We start from the raw sequence: 21,424 nt of genomic DNA, 5'->3' as shown, positions 1-21,424 counted from the left end.
CCTGCAGCATCCATTCAGCAAACTCCCAGAAACCGGGAGCACACTGGGAACGTGAAAAAGCTTGAGCCCGAAGCCAAACTGCTGGTCGTCGACGACGAGCCGAACATCCGCGAACTACTGTCGACGTCGCTGCGGTTCGCCGGGTTTGAGGTAGTGGCTGCCGCCAATGGCCGCGAGGCCTTGGACGCCGCCGAAGAACATTTGCCCGACTTAGCCGTACTGGATGTCATGCTTCCGGACATGGACGGCTTCACCGTGACCCGCAAGCTCCGGGCCTCCGGCCGCCATTTTCCGGTGGTCTTCCTGACCGCCCGGGACGAAACCGAGGACAAGGTCACCGGCCTGACCGTGGGCGGCGACGACTATGTGACCAAGCCGTTCAGCCTGGACGAGGTGGTGGCCCGCATCCGGGCCGTGCTCCGCCGCACCCGCCCGTTGCTGGAAGACGACGCCGTCATCCAGGTGGATGACCTGGAGCTCGACGACGATGCACATGAAGTCCGCCGCGGCGGCGAAGTCATCGACCTCTCCCCCACCGAGTTCAAGCTGCTGCGCTACCTGATGCTGAACCCGAACCGAGTGCTGTCCAAGGCGCAGATCCTGGACCATGTCTGGGAGTACGACTTCAATGGCGACGCCTCGATCGTCGAGTCCTACATCTCCTACCTGCGGCGGAAAATCGATACGAATCCGGATGCGCCGCCGCTGATCCACACCAAGCGCGGCGTGGGGTACCTGCTGCGCACCGCCGACCGCCGCTGATCAATGGTGGAACGCTGGAGATCGGCATCCCTGCGGTCGCAACTGGTCCTGATCATGGGTGTGCTCATGGTGGCCACCCTTACCCTCATTTCGGTGCTGATCCTGACCCTGCTGCACGACACGCTGGTGAAGCAACTCGACGATGACTTGATAAAGAACCGCCAGTCCATCTCGTCTTTCTTGGTCCGCGAGGCAACCAATCCCACCCAGACGTCCTACTCAGAGCGGTATTACGGCGCTCTACTGTCGCAAGTCGGACAAATCACCCTGGACACCAACCCCACCGGCGACCGCCCAAACCTGCCGCCCCTGACGCCGGACGACGCGACAGACCTCCAAGGCCACGGTTTCTACGTTCCGGGGACCGAGCGGGACAGTGACGGCTGGCGGGTGTCGGTGTGGCCACTGCAAAACGGCGCCGGTTCGGTCGCGGTAGCGGTGAGTTACAAAGAGGTGAACGAGACCTTCAACAAGGTTTCGGTGAACACTCTCCTGATCGGCGTCTCGGCAACGATTGCGGCCATCGGCATCGCGTGGCTGGCGGTGACCCGTTCCTTCCAGCCCTTGAGTCGGGTGGACAAGACAGCCGCTGCCATTGCCGCCGGGGACCTCTCACGGCGCGTCGACGTGGACAACCCCGCCTCCGAGGTCGGCCGGCTCGCCAGTTCATTGAATGCCATGCTCGCGCACATCGAGACGGCGTTCGCCTCCCGCACCGCCTCCGAACAGCGGATGCGCCGATTCATCCAGGACGCCTCGCACGAGCTCCGCACGCCACTGGTCACCATCCGCGGCTTTTCGGAGCTGTACCGGCACGGGGCGCTGCAGTCCCCGGAAGACGTCGGCGCCGCCATGGGGCGCATCGAAAGCGAAGCCAAGCGCATGGGCCAGTTGGTGGATGACCTGCTGACGCTGGCCCGGGTGGACGAACAGCGCCCGCTGGAAGCCAAGCCGCTGGACCTTCTCCTGCTGGGCAACGACGCCGCCTTGGACGCCCGGGCCAGCGCACCGGACCGTGAGATCACCGTGGTGGGGCTCGACGGCGGTGCTCCCCGCCCGGCGCCGATCCTCGGCGATGAGGCCCGGCTGCGCCAGGTGGTGGCTAACCTGGTCACCAACGCGCTGCGTTACACCCCCGAAGGTTCGCCGCTGGAGATTGCCGTCGGTGTGCAACCCGTGATCGATGACCGCTTGGATTCCGTCCTGGAGATCCGCGACCACGGTCCCGGAATTTCCGAAGACGAGGCTGCGCGGGTCTTTGAACGCTTCTACCGGGCGGACACGTCCCGCTATCGCGAAACCGGCGGGACGGGCCTGGGCTTGGCCATTGTTGCTGCCCTGGTGGCCCAGCACGACGGCACGGTCCGCCTGACGCAGACGCCCGGCGGCGGCGCCACCATGTCCATCCGGATCCCCTACGAACCGCTCGCGGACGAGGACGAGCCCTTCGACCTCGGCTGATCCACAGCTCTCCCCCGCAACCGGGTTATCCACAATCCACCGATGGAGCCTCGCAGCGGCTTCCGGCGCTGCCTAGCCTGAACGGTGTCCGTACACATCACCAGCGGAGGACATCATGGCCGTATTCCAGGTAGACAGCGAGGCCCTCGCCGCCAAGAGCATGGCGGTCCAGGGCACCATCGGGCGGCTGCAGGCGGAGGTGAACACCATGCAATCCGGGCTGCGCGAATTGGAGTCGCTCTGGACCGGTACTGCTGCAGCGAACTTCCAACAGCTCGTCACGGACTGGCGCGCCACCCAGCTGAGGGTGGAGGAATCCCTGGCCAGCATCAACGCGGCGCTGTCCCACGCCTCACAGCAGTACCTGCAGGCGGAGGAAGCCAACGCCAGGATGTTCCTGGCCTGACCGTTGTCCGGCCAGGAGAGGGCGCGGCCGCTCAGCCCTGTTCGGGTGTGCCTTGGTGGAAGCGCAGGCGCCACTGCTGGCCGTCCCGCAGCCACAGCGAACTGCGCAGGGCCGACCCCTCGCGGCGCACACTGCGGTAGGTCAACAGGATGCTGTCTTCGCCGAGCCGTTCGACGGCGAAGACCTCCAGCGAAGCATCTAGCTCAGGGCTTTCCTGCAGTTCGCTGACCATCGCGTCACGCGTCCACATCCGGCCGGACTCACCAATTTCGGCGAAGTCCGGGTGCAGCAGCACAGCCAACCGGCCAAAGTCTGCGCGGACCGCGGGGCTGAGCAGTTGCCGTTCCAACCGGACCACCAGCTCTTCCGGCGCTTCCTCGGCCTCACCGTCGCCGGCAAAGTCCTCCAGTTCGGAGAACAGATCCGGTTCGGGCGTCACTGCCACGGTTGGCCGAGACCCGTTCTGGGCAGGCAGGGACGCCGCTGCCGGGGGAACCGCTGGACTTGTTCCGCCTCGGCCGGCGCTGGCCGACGCACCACCCAGAACTGCGCTGCCCGGGGTGCCCGGTCCATTCGGGAACCCCGGACCCGCCGGTGCCCCGGTTCCGTTCTGGAACGCGAGGGCCACTGCTCGGGCCCGTTCGTCGGCAGCTTCGTTCAGCGGATGTCCAGCGTGGCCCTTGACCCACTCAAACTCGTAGCTGCGCCCCTTGATCACGGCGTCGATGTCCTTGAGCAAGTCGACATTCAGCACCGGTTTCCCGTCGGCCTTCTTCCAGCCCCGCCGTTTCCAACCCGGCATCCATTTAGTCACGCAGTTGATCACGTACTGGCTGTCGCACAGCACCCGCAGGTGCTCCTGGGGCACGTGCGCGGTGGCCCGGAACAGGTCCAGCACAGCCATCAGCTCGCCTTGATTATTGGTCCCGTGCGGCCAACCGCCGGCAGCCCACGCTGAGTCGTCGATGTACCAAGCCCAGCCGGCCGGTCCGGGGTTGCCGAGTGCGGAGCCATCGGCGGCAGCAGTGATAGTCATGATTTCTATCTTTTCAGATCCGGCAGACATTCCTGGCCCTAGGCTGGGCAGGTGGCAATACTTATCGATCCTCCGCTCTGGCCTGCCCATGGTACGCATTTCTCGCACCTCGTCTCGGACCGCTCGTTGGCGGAGCTGCACCAATTCGCAGCGGCCGCCGGGATCCGCGAGCGTGCTTTCGACCGGGACCACTACGACGTGCCGGTCAGCCGCTACCGTGAGCTGGTCGATTTGGGAGCCGTGGAGGTCAGTGCGGGCGAACTCACGCGCCGGCTGCAGGCCAGCGGCCTGCGGGTCCCAGCACGGCAACGCCCCGAAAAACTGCGCCGTGTGCTGCTGCGGCGGTGGAACGAGTTGCTCCCTGGGCAGGAGGATCTAGGCCGCGAACTGCTGGAGCGCTGGGCGGAGCCACACCGCCACTACCACGCGCCCGGCCACCTGCTGGCAGTTCTGGAGGCACTGGGGCAGCTCGCGCCGGCAGCAGACTCTATGCTCCGGCAGCGCCCAGTGTGGCTGGCCGCATGGTTCCACGACGCGGTCTACAACGGCCGGGCTGGCCAGGATGAACAGGAGTCCGCGGAGCTGGCCGGCGCCAAGCTGCCGACCGCGGGCATCGATCCGGATGAGACGGCCGAAGTGGTTCGGCTGGTTTTGCTCACAGCCGAGCACTCCCCAGGCCCGCTAGACGCTTCCGGGGCCCTGCTGTGCGACGCCGACCTGGCCGTCCTCGGCGGAGCACCGGCAGAGTACCGCAGCTATGTCCGCAACGTCCGCCAAGACTATGCCCACGTAGCCGACGCCGACTTCGCCGCGGGACGCACCGCCGTCGTCCGTCGGCTGCTGGAACTGGACCCGCTGTACCGGACTCCTGCAGCGCGGGAGAAGTGGCTGGACCATGCCAAACGGAACCTCTCCGCGGAGCTGGAGGCTTGGCAACTCCACGGCGCGGACTGGCTACGCGCGGACAGGGGTTGATGCGGACAGGGCCTGAAGCGGACAGGGCCCGAAGCGGACAGGGCCCGAAGCGGACAGGGCCTGAACTGACCAGGGGCTGGACCGGACGGGGGTTAACGCCGCAAGGCGCGGCTCCCGTGCTGGGAACCGCGCCTCGCGTCAACCGTGGCCTGCTAAGCAGGCCGAGGTGTGTGGCCGGGAAGCTTAGAAGCCGCCCATGCCACCCATCTCGTCGCCACCCGGCATGGCCGGAGCGGCCTTCTCCGGCTTGTCGGCGACAACGGCTTCGGTGGTCAGGAACAGACCGGCGATGGAGGCCGCGTTCTGCAGGGCAGAGCGGGTCACCTTGACCGGGTCGTTCACGCCGGCAGCCAGCAGGTCCTCGTACACGCCGGTGGCAGCGTTCAGGCCGTGGCCATCGCCCAGGCCGCGAACCTTGTCCGCCACGACGCCCGGCTCCAGGCCTGCGTTGAGGGCGATCTGCTTCAGCGGAGCGTCGATGGCAACCTTGACGATGTTGGCGCCGGTTGCTTCGTCGCCCTCGAGGCTGAGGTTGGCGAACGCCTTGGCGCCGGCCTGGATCAGGGCCACGCCGCCACCGGCGACGATGCCTTCCTCAACGGCAGCCTTCGCGTTGCGGACAGCGTCCTCAATGCGGTGCTTGCGTTCCTTCAGCTCAACCTCGGTTGCGGCACCGGCCTTGATGACTGCCACGCCGCCGGCCAGCTTGGCCAGGCGCTCCTGCAGCTTCTCGCGGTCGTAGTCCGAATCGGAGTTCTCGATCTCGGCACGGATCTGGTTGACGCGGCCGGCAATGGCGTCGGCTTCGCCGGCACCTTCGACGATCGTGGTCTCATCCTTGGTCACGACCACCTTGCGGGCCTGGCCCAGCAGGTCCAGGGTGGCGTTCTCCAGCTTCAGGCCGACCTCTTCGGCGATGACCTGGCCGCCGGTCAGGATGGCGATGTCGGCCAGCATGGCCTTGCGGCGGTCGCCGAAGCCCGGAGCCTTCACGGCCACGGACTTGAAGGTGCCGCGCATCTTGTTCACGATCAGGGTGGCCAGGGCCTCAGCCTCGACGTCCTCGGCGATGATCAGCAGCGGCTTGCCGGACTGCATGACCTTCTCCAGGATGCCAACCAGGTCCTTCACGTTGGAGATCTTGGAGTTGACGATCAGGATGTACGGATCCTCAAGGACCGTCTCCTGGCGCTCGGCGTCGGTGACGAAGTATGCCGACAGGTAGCCCTTGTCGAAGCGCATGCCCTCGGTGAGCTCAAGCTCCAGGCCGAAGGTGTTCGACTCCTCGACGGTGACAACGCCTTCCTTGCCGACCTTGTCCAGAGCCTCGGCGATCAGTTCACCGATCTGCGGATCTCCGGCGGAGATGGACGCGGTGGCGGCGATCTGTTCCTTGGTCTCGATTTCCTTGGCGGAGGCGATCAGCTCGGCGGTGACGGCGTCAACGGCCTTCTCGATGCCGCGCTTCAGGCTCAGCGGGTCGGCGCCGGCAGCAACGTTGCGCAGGCCTTCCTTGACCAGGGCCTGAGCCAGAACGGTCGCGGTGGTGGTACCGTCACCGGCGACGTCGTCGGTCTTCTTGGCAACTTCCTTGACCAGCTCGGCGCCGATCTTCTCGTACGGGTCGTCCAGTTCGATCTCCTTGGCGATGGAAACACCATCGTTGGTGATCGTCGGAGCGCCCCACTTCTTCTCGAGCACGACGTTGCGGCCACGCGGGCCGAGGGTTACCTTCACGGCGTCAGCGAGGGTGTTCAGCCCACGCTCGAGACCGCGGCGGGCCTCTTCGTCAAATGCAATGATCTTTGCCATAGCGGCTTACGTCCCTTCTGGACAATAGACACTGGACGCAGCTTTTGACGGCTGCTGGCCACCTGCGGTGCCCGCGACGGACGGCTCACGACGACGGCGGTTTCGGTACGCCGCGCCACTCACCTCACCGAGGTGGCGGGTTTCACTCCCCACGGAGACTTCTAGCAGTCGGACCGCGAGAGTGCTAAGTCAATAATTAGCACTCGACGGGGTCGAGTGCAACCTGTTGGGCCGGTCCGATCGGTCCGCTTCGCGGAGGGCGAAGAACCCTGACCGACCCGGGACAAAGAATCAGGGTGGACCCCCATGGATACGGCCGGGCCCTCGCGCGTAGATTGGCTGGTAAGAGAAACCATCTTCTAGCAGCCCGGCAGCGGGCAAGGTCGGAGACACCATGACTGAATCAGGCGACGAGAAGAACGCCAGCAACCCCACCGAACCATTGGGAACGGGCACCAACCCGACGAAGCCGATCGGGCAGCCGCCCTTTGGCGGTCCCGCCGACCGGCCCTTTGGCCAGCCGACCCCGGGCGCCCCGGGACACCAGCAAGGCACTCCCGGCCAGCCACCGTTTAGCAGTGCCGGCCAGCAAGGCGCCCCCGGCCAGCCACCATTCGGTGGTCCTGCCGACCGGCCGCCCTTTGGCACGTCCGGCCAGCAGTATCCGCCGCAGGCGGGCCAGCCCTACGGGCAGGCGGGTCAGTACGGCCAACCGGGTCAACCGGGCCAGCCGGGTCAGTACGGCCAGCCGGGCCAGCCCTACGGCCAGCAGCAGTATTACGGGACGCCGCCGGGCTATTACTACCCGGAGCAGAAGTCCCGTTTGGTCGGCGGCCTCCTGGGCATCCTGCTCGGCGGCTTGGGTGTCCACCGCTTCTACCTGGGCCACATCGGCATCGGCGTGCTGCAGATCGTGGTCACGTTCCTGACCTTCGGCGTCGGCGCCGTGTGGGGCTTCATCGAAGGCATCATGATCCTGGTGGGTGCGGAACCGTTCAAGCGCGACGCCCGTGGCGTGCCGCTGAAGGAGTAACGGGCCCCGCACGAATCAAAGCCGCTGCGCAGCGCGTCCCATCCGCTGCACAGCGGCTCTTTTCGCATCAAAGCCAGCCCGGCGAAGTTACAAGGCCAGCGCAGGCGAAGCAGCGCGGCCAGCCGGCGAAGTTACACAGCCAGCCAGGCCGAAAAGGCGGTGGAGGCACCCCAGCCTCCACCGCCGTCGTCGTTAATGTCCTGGCTAAGAAGCGACCCTGACTTCTTCTGCCTGCGGACCCTTTTGGCCCTGGCCGATCTGGAACTCTACGCGCTGCCCTTCATCCAGGGAACGGTACCCATCCATTTGAATTGCGGACCAGTGGACAAATACATCGGAATTTTCTTCGTCCACGGTGATAAAGCCGTAGCCCTTTTCCGCATTGAACCATTTGACGGTTCCCAGCGCCATAGTGTTCTCCATACTCAGTAGTTCCGCCTCTGCCGCAGACGGTTCAGCGGCAGGGTGGTCTCACCCTATCTACGCATGGAGCAGAAAGTGAGCCGCGGCACACTTAATGTTATTGAGGCGTAACCGAAATCCCGGAAATTCCGTGCGGCAGCTTATTGGTAGCCGGGGCCGAGCGCCACGGTGACGTATTGCGAAACGTTGCTGGTTTCCTGCAGGTCCGTGATGCCGAGCAGTTCACCCAAGGCCTGCGCGTTGGCTTCCTGGCCCGGGTTGTAGAAGATCACCGATCCGGACAGCGGCGAGCCGCCCCAGTTGTCCACCACGGCGATGGTCCAGCCGTCTGCCTGCACGGTCTGCGACACGGTGCCGGCCAGTCCGGACACACCGGCGCCATTGAGGATCATCACCGGATCCTGCTTGTTGACCGCGGCGGCCTCTTCGGTGGGCTCGTCGCTGGCTTCTTCGGTGGGCTCGTCGCTAGCCTCTTCGGTCGGCTCCGCAGAAGCTTCCGGTTCTGCGCTTTCGGTGGTCTGCTCGGTTGCCGACGGCGAGGCCGAGGCTGTGGCGGCGGGAGAGCTGGTGGCCCCGGCCACCGGACTCGAAGGCGATCCGGTTCCCAGCAGCGGCAGCACGAAGAAGGACAAGGCTCCGACCGCCAGCGCCGGCACAGCGGCCAGGATGATCAGGCCCAGGCCGTTGGACTTCGGCGTCGCCATGCGGGCGCGGTGCACACCGTGGCGGTCTGAAGTTTCAGGGACCTGGTCGAACTCATCCCGTGGGTACTTGGTCATCGCGGTGCTGCATCCTTGGTGGTGGCGAATCGGAAACCGGCCTCCCGGGCGGTCCCGGAGTCAGGCGTCGTTGCCCAGCCGGCGAGCAGTGCGAGCGCGCTGGCGGGACGTACGTAGTCTACGCAATCTCTTCACCAGCATCGGATCGTGTGCCAGCGCATCCTCGGTGTCGATCAGCGCATTGAGGATCTGGTAGTAGTGCGTGGCGGACATGTCGAACAGTTCGCGGATGGCCTGTTCCTTGGCGCCGGCGTACTTCCACCACTGCCGCTCCAGCGCCAGCATGCGCTGGTCACGTTCGCTCAGCGGGCTGGCGTCGTCAACCTCGGCCTCGAGTGAAAATGCACTGGCCTCGGCCGAACCTGCCACAACACACCTGCTCTTCCTAGTACTTGCTGGCGGCAATCAATACCTTCTCCATGATAAGGGCGAATCACAGGCCTGTCATTCACTCCCCTGCGGCTGCCACTCGCTCCCCTTCAGCCAGGCCTGATTGCCGACCGGCGGGCAAGATCCGCAAAGATAGAACGGTGAACTACGACGACGGTGCCCTCTTTCCGCTGCCTGCCCGCCCGCCTGCCGCGGACTTTGGCGCCCCGTATCCGTTTGCCGCGCCACAGGAACTCGCCGGCGTCATCCACCCTGAATGGGCCGAAGTCTTGGCGCCGGCCGAACCGATGCTGTGGGACCTGGCCGCCTATCTGGACGGCGAGCGCGCCGCCGGCAAGACCTTGCTGCCGGCACCGGGGAACGTGTTGCGGGCGTTCCAGCGGCCGCTGTCCAAGGTCAAGGTGCTGATCGTCGGCCAGGATCCCTACCCGACCCCGGGGCACTCCATCGGCTTGTCGTTCGCGGTGGAACGGCACGTCCGGCCGCTGCCGCGGAGCCTGGCCAACATCTACAAGGAACTGCAGATGGACCTGGGTTTCCGGCCGCCGCAGCACGGAGACCTGAGCGCCTGGAGCGACCAGGGCGTGCTGCTGCTCAACCGCTGCCTGACCGTTGAAGCAGGCAAGGCCGGCTCGCACCGGAACAAGGGGTGGGAGCAAATCACCGAACTGGCGGTGCGCGCCCTGGCGCAACGCGGCGGCCCGCTGGTGGCCCTGCTCTGGGGCCGCGAAGCCCAGCAACTGACCCCGGTTCTGGAACACGTGCCGCGGATCGAGACCGCGCACCCCAGTCCCCTCTCGGCATCCCGCGGCTTCTTCGGATCGCGGCCCTTCAGCCGGGTGAACGAACTCTTGGCCGCCCAGCACGCCGACCCCGTGGAGTGGGAGCTGCGCTGAGCCGGTGCGGCCGGCCGGCTGGACGCCGAGTACGGGGCGGGGCGGAACCCTTCAATGCATTGCTCCCCCGCCGGACTTACTGATACTCGCTCCCACGTTTCGGCGAGGTCATTTGCATCGTCGCAGGTCAGGAGCTTGGAGCGGGCCTAATACATGGGACGTTAGTCCGATACATGGGAGCGAATTCAGCCGAGTGGCCGCCAGTGGACCACCACACGAACGTCCGCTCTCTCTGGAGCCGCAGCGCACACCGCGCGAATGCCGCCCCCTCTCTCTGGAGCGTCGACTGCCCGGCCGGACCTTCAAGGTGTCCATGTTTTGCGCGACCGTTCGGCGTTGCCGCAGGTCAGGAGCTTAGGTCGCCCCAAAACATGGACAGTTCCTGCTGAACGTGGACAGCCCCTACCGAGCACCGAGGCCCGATCGCAGAAGCCCGGCCGCTGGCCCGCTCAAAGACACCAGGTTGCCAGCACCCTGCATGCCCCGCCATGACGAGCGGCCGTTTCCCCGCCAAGATGACCTTCCAGACTCATAAATTGGGAATCACTCGGAGGTGAGTTAGGTTTGCCTAAGTAGCAGTTTCCCTTTGTCAGGAGTAGTACGCCTATGCAGACGCAACCGGCAGCAGCCCCCGCCCGCCCCGGACGGAGCGGCCGGCCCCCGCGCGTGCAGACCAACCTCCAGGTGACGCGCACTGAGTGGCTTTCGAAGCACATGGTCCGCGTGTATGCCAGCGGAGACGCCTTTGAATCTTTTGCCGAGAGGTACGCAGAGAAGGCAGCGACCGACCCGTACATCAAGATCTTCTTCCTGGATCCGTCGCTCGACGTGGAACTCCCGGTCAATGTGGCAGAGCTCAAGGAGACGCTGCCGGCCGATAAGCTGCCTGTCACCCGCACCTACACCGTGCGGCGGGTTGACCGCGAGACTCGCGAAGTCGTCGTCGATTTTGTCGTCCATGGCGAAGAAGGCCTCGCCGGACCTTGGGCCGCGCGGGCCAAGCCGGGCGACTGGATGATGTTCAACGGCCCAGGCGGCGCCTACCGCCCCGATCCCGAGGCCGACTGGTACCTTTTCGCGGGCGACGATTCCGCACTTCCCGCCGTTGCGTCCGCTATCGAAGCTTTGTCCCCGGATGCCCGCGGCCATGCCTTCCTGGAGGTGGACTCCGAGGCCGATGTCCAGGAGCTGGGAACCCCGGCCGGGCTGCAGGTCCACTGGTTGTTCCGCCACGGCCAGACGCCCGGGACCGCGACCATGCTGCGGGACGCCATCTCCGCTCTGGAGTGGCCCGAGGGCCGGGTGGATGCATTCGTCCACGGCGAGCGCGGCGAGGTGAAGTCGCTGCGGGACGTCCTGTTCAAGGACCATGGGCTCTCCCGCGAGCAGGTCTCGATCTCCGGCTACTGGGCCTACGGCCGGGCCGAAGACGCTTTCCAGGCGGAGAAGCGCACCCCGGTGGGGCAGATCTTCCCGGAGAACGAACCAGCCTGATCCGGCTCGCATCGAGCAAGCGCGCCCCTTTGGTCCAGCAGCTCCGACCCGATGCGGACCGGCCGCGGCCATCGCTAATCCCGGTCTCCGCGCGGCGCCGGCGCGCCTTGGTCGACCACCGGAACGAATTCCGGCGGCTCCGAGCCCGTCGGCCGGCGACTCCGGCCCGGCGGCCTCAGCGCATGCACCCCTGCTCCGGCCCGCGCCTCGACCGGCGTCGTTACCGGCGTCCCTACCGGCGCCGGGCCCGCCGGTTTTCGTTCGATCCCAAGCCCTTGGTGAACGGGCGGGCCAGGTTGTCGCCCAGCACCGCGCCGCCGGCGATCGCCAGGATCACGGTCAGCGCACCGAACAGGCCGAGGATTCCGTTGAACGGCGCCTCCGAGTTGACGGTCAGTTCAAAGATGGACCGGAACACGGTCAGTCCCGGCAGCAGGAACAGCACCGCGGGGACGGCCACCACCAGCTGCGGCGAGCCCATCCGCAGGCCGACAATACGGCCCAGGAAACCGATCACCACGGCGCCGATGGCGGGGGCGATCCGGTCCCCGATTCCCGCCCACAGGACAAAGTCGTAAATCAGCAGCCCTGCCAAGCCGACGGCGGCGGTGGGCAGCAGCATGTTCAGTTTGGTCTGCTCGGTCATGCAGATGGCCATCGTCGCCACCACCAGCAGGAGTGCCCGCACTATATAGGGGTAGCTCCCCTCGCCTTGCACGAAAACTTCCGGAAGGCTGATGCCGATCATTGTGCCGCCCACTAGCCCCACCGCTACGCCCGCGGCAATGGCAGCAAAGGTGAAGAAGGCCGAAAGGTAGCGCCCGGACGCAGTCACCGGGAAGCCGTTGATGGCATCCTGCGTGGCTGAAACCAACCGACCGGTGGGCAGCAGGAACAAGATGCCGCCGGCGATCACCAGCGACGGACTTAACGGCACATGCAGGGCCCAGAACAGCAGCGCTATCACCGTGGCCAGGCAGGCGCCGATGCCGGTGATGAAGAAGTCCGGCATCCGCCATTTGCTCAGCTTCTTCCCCACCAACCCCATCAACAGGGTGGAGATGCTACCCACGAGGGCCGCAAAAATGCTGCCACCCAGGAAGGCAACGATGGCCCCGGCAAAAACGCCGCCAGCCCCGATCGCCATCCAGCGCGGGAACGGCTTAGGCCGGGAGGTGATTTCCTGCAGCCGCTCCTTGGCTTCACTCCGGCCCACACCACCGTTGACAATGTCGGTAACCAGCTCGTGCACCAGAGACAGTCCGGCGTAGTTATTGGTCCAGGACCGCACCACGCGCATCACGGTGATCGGCACGGTGTCCGGCTTGGCGTAGTTGATCAGCACCGACTGGTTGGTGATGTCCACGTCGATGTCGCTGAGGCCGAACGCCGCCGTGACGGCAATGATGCTGGTTTCCACCTCCAGCGCGCCGGCCCCGTAGCGGAACATGGTTTCCGCCACGTCCAAGGCGAAGTCCAACGTGATCCGTGCGGACGTGTCGATACCGGCCGCTTGGATCATCGGGTTGGCGTACGGGCTGCCCGCCAGCCGCTCCACAATGCTCATCGGCGCCGTGGGCGGCGCCTCGCCCTGCACGAGCTTGCGGAGCATGCGGCGCGCCGCCACGTTGGACCGGGAGGCCGCCGCTGAAGCGCGCAATGGTGCGGTTCCGGTCGGAACCGGCTTGACCTGCTTGGCCACTGGCCGGTCTGTGGGACGCGGCACCGGAGGATGCGTCGTCTGCGGACCGGCAGTGGAGCCGGTGCGTCCGGGAGCCGCGGAGCGGCCGGTGCCCGGGTCGGGGGCAGGAACGTTCTTCGGCTTGATGATCGGCAGCATTCCCGCCTGCGGAGTCATGGGCGACATGGATTCCTGGTCCGGGTCCTTGTCCTGCACTCCCACTCCGTTCTGCCTCATCGCCACCGTGACGGCGGCGTCGTTGATCCCGGTTAAATCCTTGCACACTGCTACCCGGAGAACACTGCCGACGAGGCAGAGAGCCGCGTCACCCCTCGCTGATTTCTCCGCTAACGACGTCGAGTCTGAACTCCCGCCGTCGTCCCACCTCGGGAGCACTTCCGGAAGCGCCATTCACCGGGGCTGCCGTGCACGTGAAGACGAGGGTGAAGCTGCCGGCAGCGACGTCGGCGGCAGTCACCGTATGGACGGGATGGAGGTAACGCTCCACCGCACCCGGCCCAAGTTCCCGCGGCGGAAAATCCTCGGCGTTGTCGAAAGTGCCGGACAGCTGCACGCTCATGAACTGCGACCCCATAACCTGCGCCCGCCCAGCAAAAAGCAGCATGTCCCCGGCCCGATAGCCCGGCTCCGGCAGCCCCTTGTCCGTGCTGAGGATCGCCTGCAGGACCATGTCGAAGCGCAGCGGGTAATCACCGACCACTGGGAGCGGGCCGGTCTCGTGCGCCGATCCCGCAGAGCCGGCGCTGGCCTTTCGCGTCACCGCTCCGCGGGGCCAGGCCATCCGGAGCATCCCGGGATCGGCAGTAGCGTAGGCCAGTTCGCGGCTACCCTGCCGCTCATACAGCACGCCAATCCGTCCGTCGGCCAGCCTCACCACGGCAGGACCGCTGGCGCCGCTGCGCCAGATGGTGAGTTTGTGCGGCCAGGAATCTCCGTCGTCCCGCGACAGGCTGAGCACCACGTTCCGGTTCAGCACTGGATCTTGGCAATTGGCAGCCAGCAACCAGTGGCGGCTCACCTGGGCGGCCAGTCCGCCCAGTGATGGCAATCCGTCGAAGCGAATCAGTGAGCCGGGGCTACCGGAATCGGCCAGCTCCTCGACCGCATGCAGCGGCCCATAGCTGTGCCCGCCGTCATCGGAGACAGCCGCCCACCGGTTGGGAGCCGCGCTCAGGTGCAGCAGCACTCGGCCATCGGGCAGACAGGCCGCGGCGCCCGGGTCAGGGTCCGGCTCCGGCATTTTCACGGCTGGGAAAGCAATCGGTGCCCCGAGGGCCTCGGAGGCCCCCAGCACCTCCGAGACCGCTGTACCTGGGTTCGGCGCGTCCAGCGGCTCGCCGACAGTCCAGCTGTCACCGTGGTCGTCGCTGTAGCCGGACGCTGCCCCTGGCCGACCGCCATCTGCCGTCACAGCGAACTGCACCAGCAGCCGTCCGGCGAACGGCCCGGTATGCACTCCGGTCCCTGAGCCGGCGCCCTCCAATCCCGTTACGGTGTCCGAGGCAAGGCGCGGGGTGACTGTCCGGTGCTGCCAGGTGGCGCCGTCGTCGTCGGATGACATCAGTTCAAATCGACGGGCAGCTTCGGCAGCAACCGGATCGGCACTGCCGGCTTTGTCGCGCGCGACGAAGGCCATCAAAATCCGTCCGGTTGCGGCGTCGGACAACAGCCCAGGCCGGCTCGGCGTCTGCCCGGCTTGGCCCGCCCAGAGAACTTGCTGCGGTTCCCAGCTGGTTCCGCCATCGAAACTGCGGCGCAGCAGCAGGTCACCGGAGCGGGGTGGTCCGCCCTGCCCGTCCAAGCCGGCATAGGCGGCGATCACGCTGCCGGATGGGGCAACGGCGAGCGCCGGAGCCCGGTAGCGGCGGTAGCCGCCCACGCCTCGCACGGCGAGGACCTGTTCCATTCCTCCACGGTACCGGCCTCGGTGCCCGGAGGGCAGGGGCAGCCGAATGACTGGTGGGCAGCGGGCAGCGGCAGGCGGAATGGCAGGCGCCGTGAGATCGGGTAGGCGCAGCGGGCGGGCAGGCGCAGCGGGAGCGGACAGACTCAGCGGGAGCGGACAGACTCAGCGGGAGCGGGCATGCGCAGCGGGCGCGGGCAGCCGGTTTGGCTGGCGCCGGCGGGTAGCGGTCAGTCCGGCATGACTGATGCAGCGGGCAGGCGCAGCGGGAGCGGGGAACACGACACGCCGGGCTAATCCGGTTGCCCAGCTCAACTATCAGTAAGGATGTGAACTGAAACACATGTTGCAGTTCTGCTTCACACCCCGTCTTTGAAAGGACGCCCAACGATGAGTTGGTTGGACCGATCGCGTACGATCGCCCCTCCGGGCTTCAACCGCTGGCTGATTCCGCCGGCGGCCCTGGCCGTGCACCTCTGCATCGGCCAGGCCTACGCCACCAGCGTGTACAAGAACGCCTTGGTGGCCCACTTTGACGTCAGCCTGACCGAGATCGGCATCATCTTCTCCATTGCCATGGTGATGCTAGGCCTGTCCGCTGCGGTGATGGGCACCTGGGTGGACCGCAACGGTCCCCGGATGGCCATGTTCACCTCGGCGGTTTTCTGGAGCACCGGCTTCCTGGTCGGCTCGCTGGGCATCTTCACCGGCCAACTCTGGCTGGTTTACCTGGGCTACGGCGTGATCGGCGGCATCGGCCTGGGCATCGGCTATATCTCCCCGGTGTCCACGCTGATCAAGTGGTTCCCCGACCGGCCAGGCCTCGCCACCGGGATGGCGATCATGGGCTTCGGCGGCGGTGCACTGATCGCCAGCCCGGTCTCCACTGCGCTGCTGCAGTTCTATGACCCCAGCTTCGACGGCACGCCGGGCTGGGTGGCCAGCGGCGACGCGGTCGGCAAACTCTTCCTGACCCTGGCCGTGGTCTACCTGGCCTACATGCTGTTCGGCGCATTCACCATCAAGGTGCCGGCCGCCGACTGGAAGCCGGACGGCTTTGACCCCAGCAAGCTCAAGGCCAAGGCGCTGGTCACCACGGCGAACGTCTCGGCCAAGAACGCCATCAAGACCCGCCAATTCTGGCTGGTCTGGATCGCATTGTTCTGCAACGTCACGGCCGGCATCGGGATCCTGGAACAGGCCTCGCCGATGATCCAGGACTTCTTCCGCCAGCCCGACGGCGTTTCGCTGGTGACGGCGGGCGTGGCCGCGGGCTTCGTCGGACTGCTCTCGATCGCGAACATGGGCGGCAGGTTTGTTTGGTCCACCACGTCCGATTATCTGGGCCGCAAGAACAACTACATGTTGTACCTGGGCGTCGGCGCCGTGCTCTACGTGGTACTGGCCCTGTTCGGCCATTCCTCCACCGGGCTGTACGTGCTGCTGGCGGCCGTCATCATCAGCTTCTACGGCGGCGGCTTCTCCACGGTTCCGGCCTATCTGCGCGACCTGTTCGGCACCTTCCAAGTGGGCGCCATCCACGGCCGCCTGCTCACCGCCTGGTCCGCCGCCGGCATTGCCGGCCCGCTGATTGTCAACGCCTTCCTGGACGCCCAGGGCAAGCCGGGCGAACTCACCGCGGAGGCCTACCAGCCGGCGCTGCTGACCATGGTGGGCCTGCTGGTCATCGGCTTCATTGCCAACCTGATGGTCAAGCCAGTGGACAGCAAATACCACGAGGCCCCGGCCCGCGAAGCCGGCGAATCCGCGATGGCCGGAAAGGAGGCCTGACATGAAGAAAGCACAAGTAGCCCTCGGCTGGGTACTGGTCGGCATCCCGCTGCTCTACGGCATCACGCAGACCCTGATGAAGGTGCCGGCGCTCTTCGGCTAAACCCTCAAACCCATGGCCGGCCGCGCCGGTCAAGCGGTACGCATCTGCAGGCCCGGCTCTTCTGAGCCGGGCCTGCTGCATGGGCGCGGGTTCCCGGAGAGCGTGCCCTGGGGCAGGGCTCCGCCCGGGCCGCTACATGGGCGGGACTCCCGTGAGCGTGCCGCGGGCAGGGCTCCGCCCGGGCCCGCTACATGGGCGGGACTCCCGCGAGCGTGCCGTGGGCCCGGCTCTCCTGAGCCGGGCCTGCTGCACGGGCCGGACTTTCCCGCTTGAGCGGGCTGCCGGTGTGCCGGCCCGCTGTTGACACCCGACCGGTCCGCCGTAGCGTTGGAGGTGCCATGGAGTGGTTCAGTGCCGAGGGGTTCGAGCTGGCGCGGCAGGTGCTGCAGCGGGGCATCGCCGCGGTGTTCCTGATTGCCTTCGCCTCCGCCCTGGCCCAGTTCCCCGCCCTGCTGGGCGAACACGGGCTGCTCCCGGTGCCACAGCTGCTGGAACGGCGCACGCCGCGCGGCTTCACCCTGTTCCGTTGGGGCTACACCGACGGGAGGCTGCGCGCCGTGGCGGGCACCGGCGTCGTGATGTCCGCACTTTTGGTGGCCGGGCTGCCGCAGCTGGGGCCGCCGTGGGTGCCGCTGGTGGCGTTCCTGGCCCTGTGGTTCCTGTACATGTCCATCGTGAACGTGGGACAGACCTTTTACGGCTTCGGCTGGGAGACGCTGCTGCTGGAGGCCGGATTCCTGGCCGCGTTCCTGGGCTCGGACCGGGTAGCGCCGCCGGCGCCGGTGCTGTGGCTGTTCATCTGGCTGGTGTTCCGGCTGGAGTTCGGCGCCGGCATGATCAAGATGCGCGGCGATACCGTCTGGCGGGATCTGACCGCCCTGTACTACCACCACGAGACCCAGCCGATGCCGAACCCGGCCAGCTGGTTCTTCCACCATTTGCCCAAACCGCTGCACAAAGTGGAGGTGGCCGGCAACCATTTCGCCCAGCTGGTGGTGCCCTTTTTCCTGTTCTTTCCGCAGCCGGTAGGCAGCATCGCGGCCGCGGTGGTGATCATCACGCAGCTGTGGCTGGTGGCATCCGGCAACTTCGCCTGGCTGAACACGCTGACCATCCTGCTGGCCTTTTCGGCGGTGTCCGACGGCGCGGTGCAGGCCATCCTGCCGGTGGGCGACTTCACTCCGCGATATCAGCCGGAACCGATGTGGTTCATCGTGCTGGTGCTCGCGGCCAGCGCCCTGCTGGTCTATCTGAGCTACTGGCCGCTGAAGAACCTGTTCGCCAAGCGCCAGCTGATGAACGCCAGCTTCAACAGCTGGCATCTGGCCAACGCCTACGGCGCGTTCGGGTCTATCACCCGCCAACGGTACGAGGTGGTGGTGGAAGGGTCGACGGACGGCGTCCACTGGCAGGAGTACGGCTTCAAGGGCAAGCCCGGGGACCCGCAGCGGATGCCGCGGCAGTTCGCGCCGTACCACCTAAGGCTGGACTGGCTGATGTGGTTCCTGGCCTTGGGCTCCCCCGGCAACAGCTGGTTCATCCCGCTGCTGCGCCGGCTGCTGGAGGCGGACCGGGCCACACTGAAGCTGCTGCGGCACGACCCGTTCAACGGCGAACCGCCGCTCCTGGTCCGCGCGACGCTGTACCACTACCGCTTTTCCAGCTGGGCGGAGAAGCGACGGACCGGGCAATGGTGGATCCGGACCGAGTCGGGCCAGCTGGTGCCGCCGCTCTCCCGGCCGCGCACGGCGGAATAACCGACTCCACGTGGAATATCCGCCGCCTCCGCACGGTTGCCGCCATTAACCACAAGATGCATATGCATGCACAATTCCTACAACGCAGACGAAAGGCGGCCACCGCGTGGCGCAAACAATCGAACTCGGGCTGGATACTTTCGGGGACGTCACCACCGGCGCGGACGGACAACTGCTGCCGCATGACCAGGTAATCCGGAACGTCATCGCCGAAGCCAAGCTGGCCGACGAGGTGGGCCTGGACTTCATCGGCATCGGCGAACACCACCGTGAGGACTTCGCCGTGTCCGCGCCGGACGTGGTGCTCGCAGCCATCGCCGGCCAGACCAGCCGCATCCGGCTGGGGTCCGCCGTCACCGTGCTCAGCTCCGACGACCCGGTCCGCGTCTTCCAGCGCTTCTCCACCCTGGACGCCGCCTCCAACGGCCGCGCCGAGGTGATCCTGGGCCGAGGCTCGTTCACCGAGTCCTTCCCGCTGTTCGGCCTGGACCTGGCCGACTACGACATCCTCTTCGACGAGAAGCTCCAACTCTTCACCGAGCTGCTCAAGGAAGAACCTGTCACCTGGGCCGGCCGCACCCGGTCGCGGCTGGACAACAAGCGGGTCTACCCGCCCACGGCAGCCGGCAGCCTGAAGACCTGGATTGCGGTGGGCGGCACACCTGAGTCAGTGGTCCGCGCCGCCCACTACGGGCTGCCGCTGATGCTGGCCATCATCGGCGGCGCGCCGATGAACTTTGCCCCCTTCACCGACCTCTACCAGCGCGCGCTGGACCAGTTCGAAAAGCCTGCGCTGCCCATCGGTGCACATTCCCCTGGCTACATCGCGGACACGGACGAACAGGCCCGCGAGGAAATGTGGCTGCCGTATGCCGACATGCAAGAGCGGATCGGCCGCGAGCGCGGCTGGAGCCGGATGACCCGCGGCCAGTTCGAGGCCGAGGCGGGCCCGGACGGCGCCCTGTTCGTCGGCTCGCCGCAGACCGTCGCCACCAAGATCGTGAAGATCGCCAAGGGCCTGGGCCTCTCCCGGTGGGACATGAAGTACAGCCTGGGCACGCTCCCGCACGAGAAGCTCATGAAGTCCATCGAGCTCTACGGCACCAAGGTGGCACCCCTGGTGCGGGAGCAGCTCGCGCAGTAGGAACCACAGCTTCACCTTAAGCACGACGCCGGCGGGAGGCTTTCAAGCGAAAGCCTCCCGCCGGCGTCGTACTCAGGTGAGTTTTCTCAGGTGAGTGTTGCGGATCAGACCTTGGCCGTGCGGCGCAGGCCAAGCTCCTCGGTGGGCACCTTGTAGGTCTCGCGGGCGGTCAGCGCCGAGACCGAGGCGATGAGTGCGATCACCGCGGTGAAGATGCTGGTGGCCACCCAGCCGCCCTCCTGGATGCCGCCGATGGCGGCCACGATCGACGGCGCGAAGCCCGCCATCAGGAAGCCGATCTGGGTACCGATGGCCAAGCCGGAGAACCGGACCCTGGCGCTGAACATCTCCGCGTAGAAGGACGGCCAGACGGCATTAGCCGCGGCGTAGGCGCAGGAGAAAACCAGGATGGACAGGGTGAACTGCAGCAGAGTGTTGCCCGATTCCATCGAGAGCAAGTAGAAGGGCATGATCGCGGCACTGCCCAGCGCGCCGTAGATGAACACCGGCTTGCGGCCGATCCGGTCGGCAAGCTTGCCGAAGAGCGGCTGGGTAAAGAGGGCGCCGATGTTGCCGGCGACCACCAGCCACAGGGTGATGCCTTCGTCGACACTGCCGACTTCGGCGCCGTACTTGATCGCCAGGGTGCCGTAGACCGTGGAGACCGCGGCGATGAACGCGCAGCAGATCACCCGGAGCACGTCGCGCCAGTGGTTGCGGAGCAAGACGCCCACCGGCAGCTTGGCCAGTTCGTTGTTCGCCTTGGCGGCTTCGAAGGTGGGGGTCTCATGCAGCGAGCGGCGGATGAAATAGGTGACGATCACGACGACGGCGGAGAGCCAGAACGGAATCCGCCAGCCGATGCCGTACTTGATCTCGTCCGGCAGTGCGACGACGGGGATGAAGACCAGCGCGGCAAGGATCTGGCCGCCCTGGGTACCGGTCAGCGTCCAGGACGTGAAGAAGGAACGGCGGTTGTCCGGCGCATGCTCCAGCGTGAGCGAACTGGCGCCAGCCTGCTCGCCCGCGGCAGACAGGCCCTGCATCAGGCGGCAGAAGACCAGGATTGCCGGAGCCCACCAGCCGATGGTGTCGAAGTCGGGGATACAGCCGATGATGAAGGTCGCGGCCCCCATCAGGATCAACGTAAACATCAGCACCTTCTGGCGGCCGATGCGGTCGCCGAAGTGGCCGACGAAGACCGCGCCCACGGGGCGGGCGATGTACGCGAAGCCGAAGGTCGCCAGCGACATGATCCCGGCCTGGGCACTCTCATCCGGGAAGAAGACGTGCGGGAAGATCAGCGCGGCGGCGGAACCGAAGATGAAGAAGTCGTAGTACTCGACGGCGCTGCCCATGAAACTGGCCAAGGCCGCCCGCTTTGGCGTCTTGCCGTGATGGGCGAAGGCCGCATCCTCTTGGTGGACGGTGGTCATTGTTGCTCCTTATACAACTGCTGTGAGCAACCCCGCCCACAATGTTGTGCGTTATGCGCACTGCTGTGCACTTATCGAACGCAGTACAACGTAGCGCACCTCACAGCAGAAGCACAAGATG

The 21,424-nt window shown here is 66.4% G+C and carries 18 protein-coding genes; 10 read left to right on the top strand and 8 right to left on the bottom strand.

Annotated features, from left to right (window positions below):
• Nucleotides 1-51 precede the first annotated feature (51 nt).
• The 3 genes from E4J89_RS14470 to E4J89_RS14460 all read left to right on the top strand — a co-directional run bounded on the left by E4J89_RS14470 (nt 52) and on the right by E4J89_RS14460 (nt 2,629).
• On the top strand, nt 52-762 hold the full coding sequence (locus tag E4J89_RS14470; protein ID WP_136786860.1) for a response regulator transcription factor: 711 nt from the start codon (nt 52-54) through the stop codon (nt 760-762).
• A gap of 66 nt (nt 763-828) precedes the next feature.
• Nucleotides 829-2,223, top strand: a complete 1,395-nt coding sequence (locus tag E4J89_RS14465; RefSeq protein WP_240691905.1) for a HAMP domain-containing sensor histidine kinase — start codon at nt 829-831, stop codon at nt 2,221-2,223.
• 115 nt (nt 2,224-2,338) lie between these two features.
• Entirely contained in the window at nt 2,339-2,629 is a 291-nt protein-coding gene (locus E4J89_RS14460) for a WXG100 family type VII secretion target (RefSeq protein WP_136786858.1), read from the top strand.
• Between the two features lie 31 nt (nt 2,630-2,660).
• On the opposite strand, the gene E4J89_RS14455 is transcribed toward E4J89_RS14460, so the two are convergent.
• The gene (locus tag E4J89_RS14455) at nt 2,661-3,665 is read right to left on the bottom strand and encodes a ribonuclease HI family protein (protein ID WP_136786857.1); all 1,005 of its coding nucleotides are present in this window, start codon (nt 3,663-3,665) and stop codon (nt 2,661-2,663) included.
• A gap of 51 nt (nt 3,666-3,716) precedes the next feature.
• Here E4J89_RS14455 and E4J89_RS14450 point away from each other — a divergent pair, with 51 nt between their 5' ends.
• Nucleotides 3,717-4,640 carry a DUF4031 domain-containing protein gene (locus E4J89_RS14450; RefSeq protein WP_136786856.1) on the top strand — a complete coding sequence of 308 codons (924 nt, stop codon included), beginning with the start codon at nt 3,717-3,719 and terminating at the stop codon, nt 4,638-4,640.
• A gap of 183 nt (nt 4,641-4,823) precedes the next feature.
• On the opposite strand, the gene groL is transcribed toward E4J89_RS14450, so the two are convergent.
• Nucleotides 4,824-6,452 carry a chaperonin GroEL gene (gene groL, locus E4J89_RS14445; RefSeq protein WP_136786855.1) on the bottom strand — a complete coding sequence of 543 codons (1,629 nt, stop codon included), beginning with the start codon at nt 6,450-6,452 and terminating at the stop codon, nt 4,824-4,826.
• A gap of 394 nt (nt 6,453-6,846) precedes the next feature.
• On the opposite strand from groL, the gene E4J89_RS19760 reads away from it, so the two are divergent.
• Nucleotides 6,847-7,485: a TM2 domain-containing protein gene (locus tag E4J89_RS19760; protein WP_136786854.1), complete on the top strand. Its 639-nt coding sequence runs from the start codon at nt 6,847-6,849 to the stop codon at nt 7,483-7,485.
• A gap of 204 nt (nt 7,486-7,689) precedes the next feature.
• Here the strand turns inward: E4J89_RS19760 and E4J89_RS14435 are convergent, their stop codons facing one another.
• From E4J89_RS14435 to E4J89_RS14425, 3 genes are all read right to left on the bottom strand, one after another.
• Nucleotides 7,690-7,896: a cold-shock protein gene (locus E4J89_RS14435; RefSeq protein ID WP_136786853.1), complete on the bottom strand. Its 207-nt coding sequence runs from the start codon at nt 7,894-7,896 to the stop codon at nt 7,690-7,692.
• A 152-nt stretch (nt 7,897-8,048) separates the two neighbouring features.
• Entirely contained in the window at nt 8,049-8,687 is a 639-nt protein-coding gene (locus E4J89_RS14430; protein ID WP_136786852.1) for a LytR C-terminal domain-containing protein, read from the bottom strand.
• 60 nt (nt 8,688-8,747) lie between these two features.
• Nucleotides 8,748-9,056 carry a DUF3263 domain-containing protein gene (locus tag E4J89_RS14425; protein WP_136786851.1) on the bottom strand — a complete coding sequence of 103 codons (309 nt, stop codon included), beginning with the start codon at nt 9,054-9,056 and terminating at the stop codon, nt 8,748-8,750.
• Nucleotides 9,057-9,217: 161 nt separating this feature from the next.
• On the opposite strand from E4J89_RS14425, the gene E4J89_RS14420 reads away from it, so the two are divergent.
• Both E4J89_RS14420 and E4J89_RS14415 read left to right on the top strand, forming a co-directional pair.
• Complete coding sequence (locus E4J89_RS14420) at nt 9,218-9,973, top strand: uracil-DNA glycosylase (protein WP_276606348.1); 756 nt, start codon at nt 9,218-9,220, stop codon at nt 9,971-9,973.
• Nucleotides 9,974-10,579: 606 nt separating this feature from the next.
• The gene (locus E4J89_RS14415) at nt 10,580-11,467 is read left to right on the top strand and encodes a siderophore-interacting protein (protein WP_136786849.1); all 888 of its coding nucleotides are present in this window, start codon (nt 10,580-10,582) and stop codon (nt 11,465-11,467) included.
• Nucleotides 11,468-11,699: 232 nt separating this feature from the next.
• On the opposite strand, the gene E4J89_RS14410 is transcribed toward E4J89_RS14415, so the two are convergent.
• Both E4J89_RS14410 and E4J89_RS14405 read right to left on the bottom strand, forming a co-directional pair.
• Nucleotides 11,700-13,079 (bottom strand): threonine/serine exporter family protein, encoded by a 1,380-nt coding sequence (locus E4J89_RS14410; protein WP_240691912.1) that lies wholly within the window; start codon nt 13,077-13,079, stop codon nt 11,700-11,702.
• Nucleotides 13,080-13,473: 394 nt separating this feature from the next.
• Nucleotides 13,474-15,075: a sialidase family protein gene (locus tag E4J89_RS14405; protein WP_136786848.1), complete on the bottom strand. Its 1,602-nt coding sequence runs from the start codon at nt 15,073-15,075 to the stop codon at nt 13,474-13,476.
• 387 nt (nt 15,076-15,462) lie between these two features.
• Here E4J89_RS14405 and E4J89_RS14400 point away from each other — a divergent pair, with 387 nt between their 5' ends.
• The 3 genes from E4J89_RS14400 (at nt 15,463) to E4J89_RS14390 (ending at nt 19,867) form a co-directional block, all read left to right on the top strand.
• Complete coding sequence (locus E4J89_RS14400; protein WP_136786847.1) at nt 15,463-16,863, top strand: OFA family MFS transporter; 1,401 nt, start codon at nt 15,463-15,465, stop codon at nt 16,861-16,863.
• A gap of 441 nt (nt 16,864-17,304) precedes the next feature.
• Nucleotides 17,305-18,723, top strand: coding sequence for a lipase maturation factor family protein (locus E4J89_RS14395; RefSeq protein ID WP_136786846.1), 1,419 nt, complete (start codon nt 17,305-17,307; stop codon nt 18,721-18,723).
• Nucleotides 18,724-18,829: 106 nt separating this feature from the next.
• Nucleotides 18,830-19,867, top strand: a complete 1,038-nt coding sequence (locus tag E4J89_RS14390; protein ID WP_136786845.1) for an LLM class flavin-dependent oxidoreductase — start codon at nt 18,830-18,832, stop codon at nt 19,865-19,867.
• Between the two features lie 104 nt (nt 19,868-19,971).
• Here E4J89_RS14390 and E4J89_RS14385 read toward each other — a convergent pair whose 3' ends face one another.
• Nucleotides 19,972-21,303: an MFS transporter gene (locus tag E4J89_RS14385; RefSeq protein ID WP_136786844.1), complete on the bottom strand. Its 1,332-nt coding sequence runs from the start codon at nt 21,301-21,303 to the stop codon at nt 19,972-19,974.
• Between the last annotated feature and the right edge of the window lie 121 nt (nt 21,304-21,424).

The sequence above is a fragment of the Arthrobacter sp. CAU 1506 genome (genome assembly GCF_005047635.1).
In the GTDB taxonomy this organism is placed as follows: domain Bacteria; phylum Actinomycetota; class Actinomycetes; order Actinomycetales; family Micrococcaceae; genus Crystallibacter.
This window is presented reverse-complemented; position numbering and strand designations above follow the sequence as displayed.

Excerpts from the sequence above, each read along its gene's own strand:
- E4J89_RS14460 (WP_136786858.1), top strand. The coding sequence starts at position 2,339 with ATGGCCGTATTCCAGGTAGACAGCGAGGCCCTCGCCGCCAAGAGCATG.
- groL (WP_136786855.1), bottom strand. The coding sequence starts at position 6,452 with ATGGCAAAGATCATTGCATTTGACGAAGAGGCCCGCCGCGGTCTCGAG.
- E4J89_RS14465 (WP_240691905.1), top strand. The coding sequence starts at position 829 with ATGGTGGCCACCCTTACCCTCATTTCGGTGCTGATCCTGACCCTGCTG.
- E4J89_RS14385 (WP_136786844.1), bottom strand. The coding sequence starts at position 21,303 with ATGACCACCGTCCACCAAGAGGATGCGGCCTTCGCCCATCACGGCAAG.
- E4J89_RS14455 (WP_136786857.1), bottom strand. The coding sequence starts at position 3,665 with ATGACTATCACTGCTGCCGCCGATGGCTCCGCACTCGGCAACCCCGGA.
- E4J89_RS14400 (WP_136786847.1), top strand. The coding sequence starts at position 15,463 with ATGAGTTGGTTGGACCGATCGCGTACGATCGCCCCTCCGGGCTTCAAC.
- E4J89_RS14430 (WP_136786852.1), bottom strand. The coding sequence starts at position 8,687 with ATGACCAAGTACCCACGGGATGAGTTCGACCAGGTCCCTGAAACTTCA.
- E4J89_RS14435 (WP_136786853.1), bottom strand. The coding sequence starts at position 7,896 with ATGGCGCTGGGAACCGTCAAATGGTTCAATGCGGAAAAGGGCTACGGC.
- E4J89_RS14405 (WP_136786848.1), bottom strand. The coding sequence starts at position 15,075 with ATGGAACAGGTCCTCGCCGTGCGAGGCGTGGGCGGCTACCGCCGCTAC.
- E4J89_RS14415 (WP_136786849.1), top strand. The coding sequence starts at position 10,580 with ATGCAGACGCAACCGGCAGCAGCCCCCGCCCGCCCCGGACGGAGCGGC.
- E4J89_RS19760 (WP_136786854.1), top strand. The coding sequence starts at position 6,847 with ATGACTGAATCAGGCGACGAGAAGAACGCCAGCAACCCCACCGAACCA.
- E4J89_RS14395 (WP_136786846.1), top strand. The coding sequence starts at position 17,305 with ATGGAGTGGTTCAGTGCCGAGGGGTTCGAGCTGGCGCGGCAGGTGCTG.
- E4J89_RS14410 (WP_240691912.1), bottom strand. The coding sequence starts at position 13,079 with ATGCTCCGCAAGCTCGTGCAGGGCGAGGCGCCGCCCACGGCGCCGATG.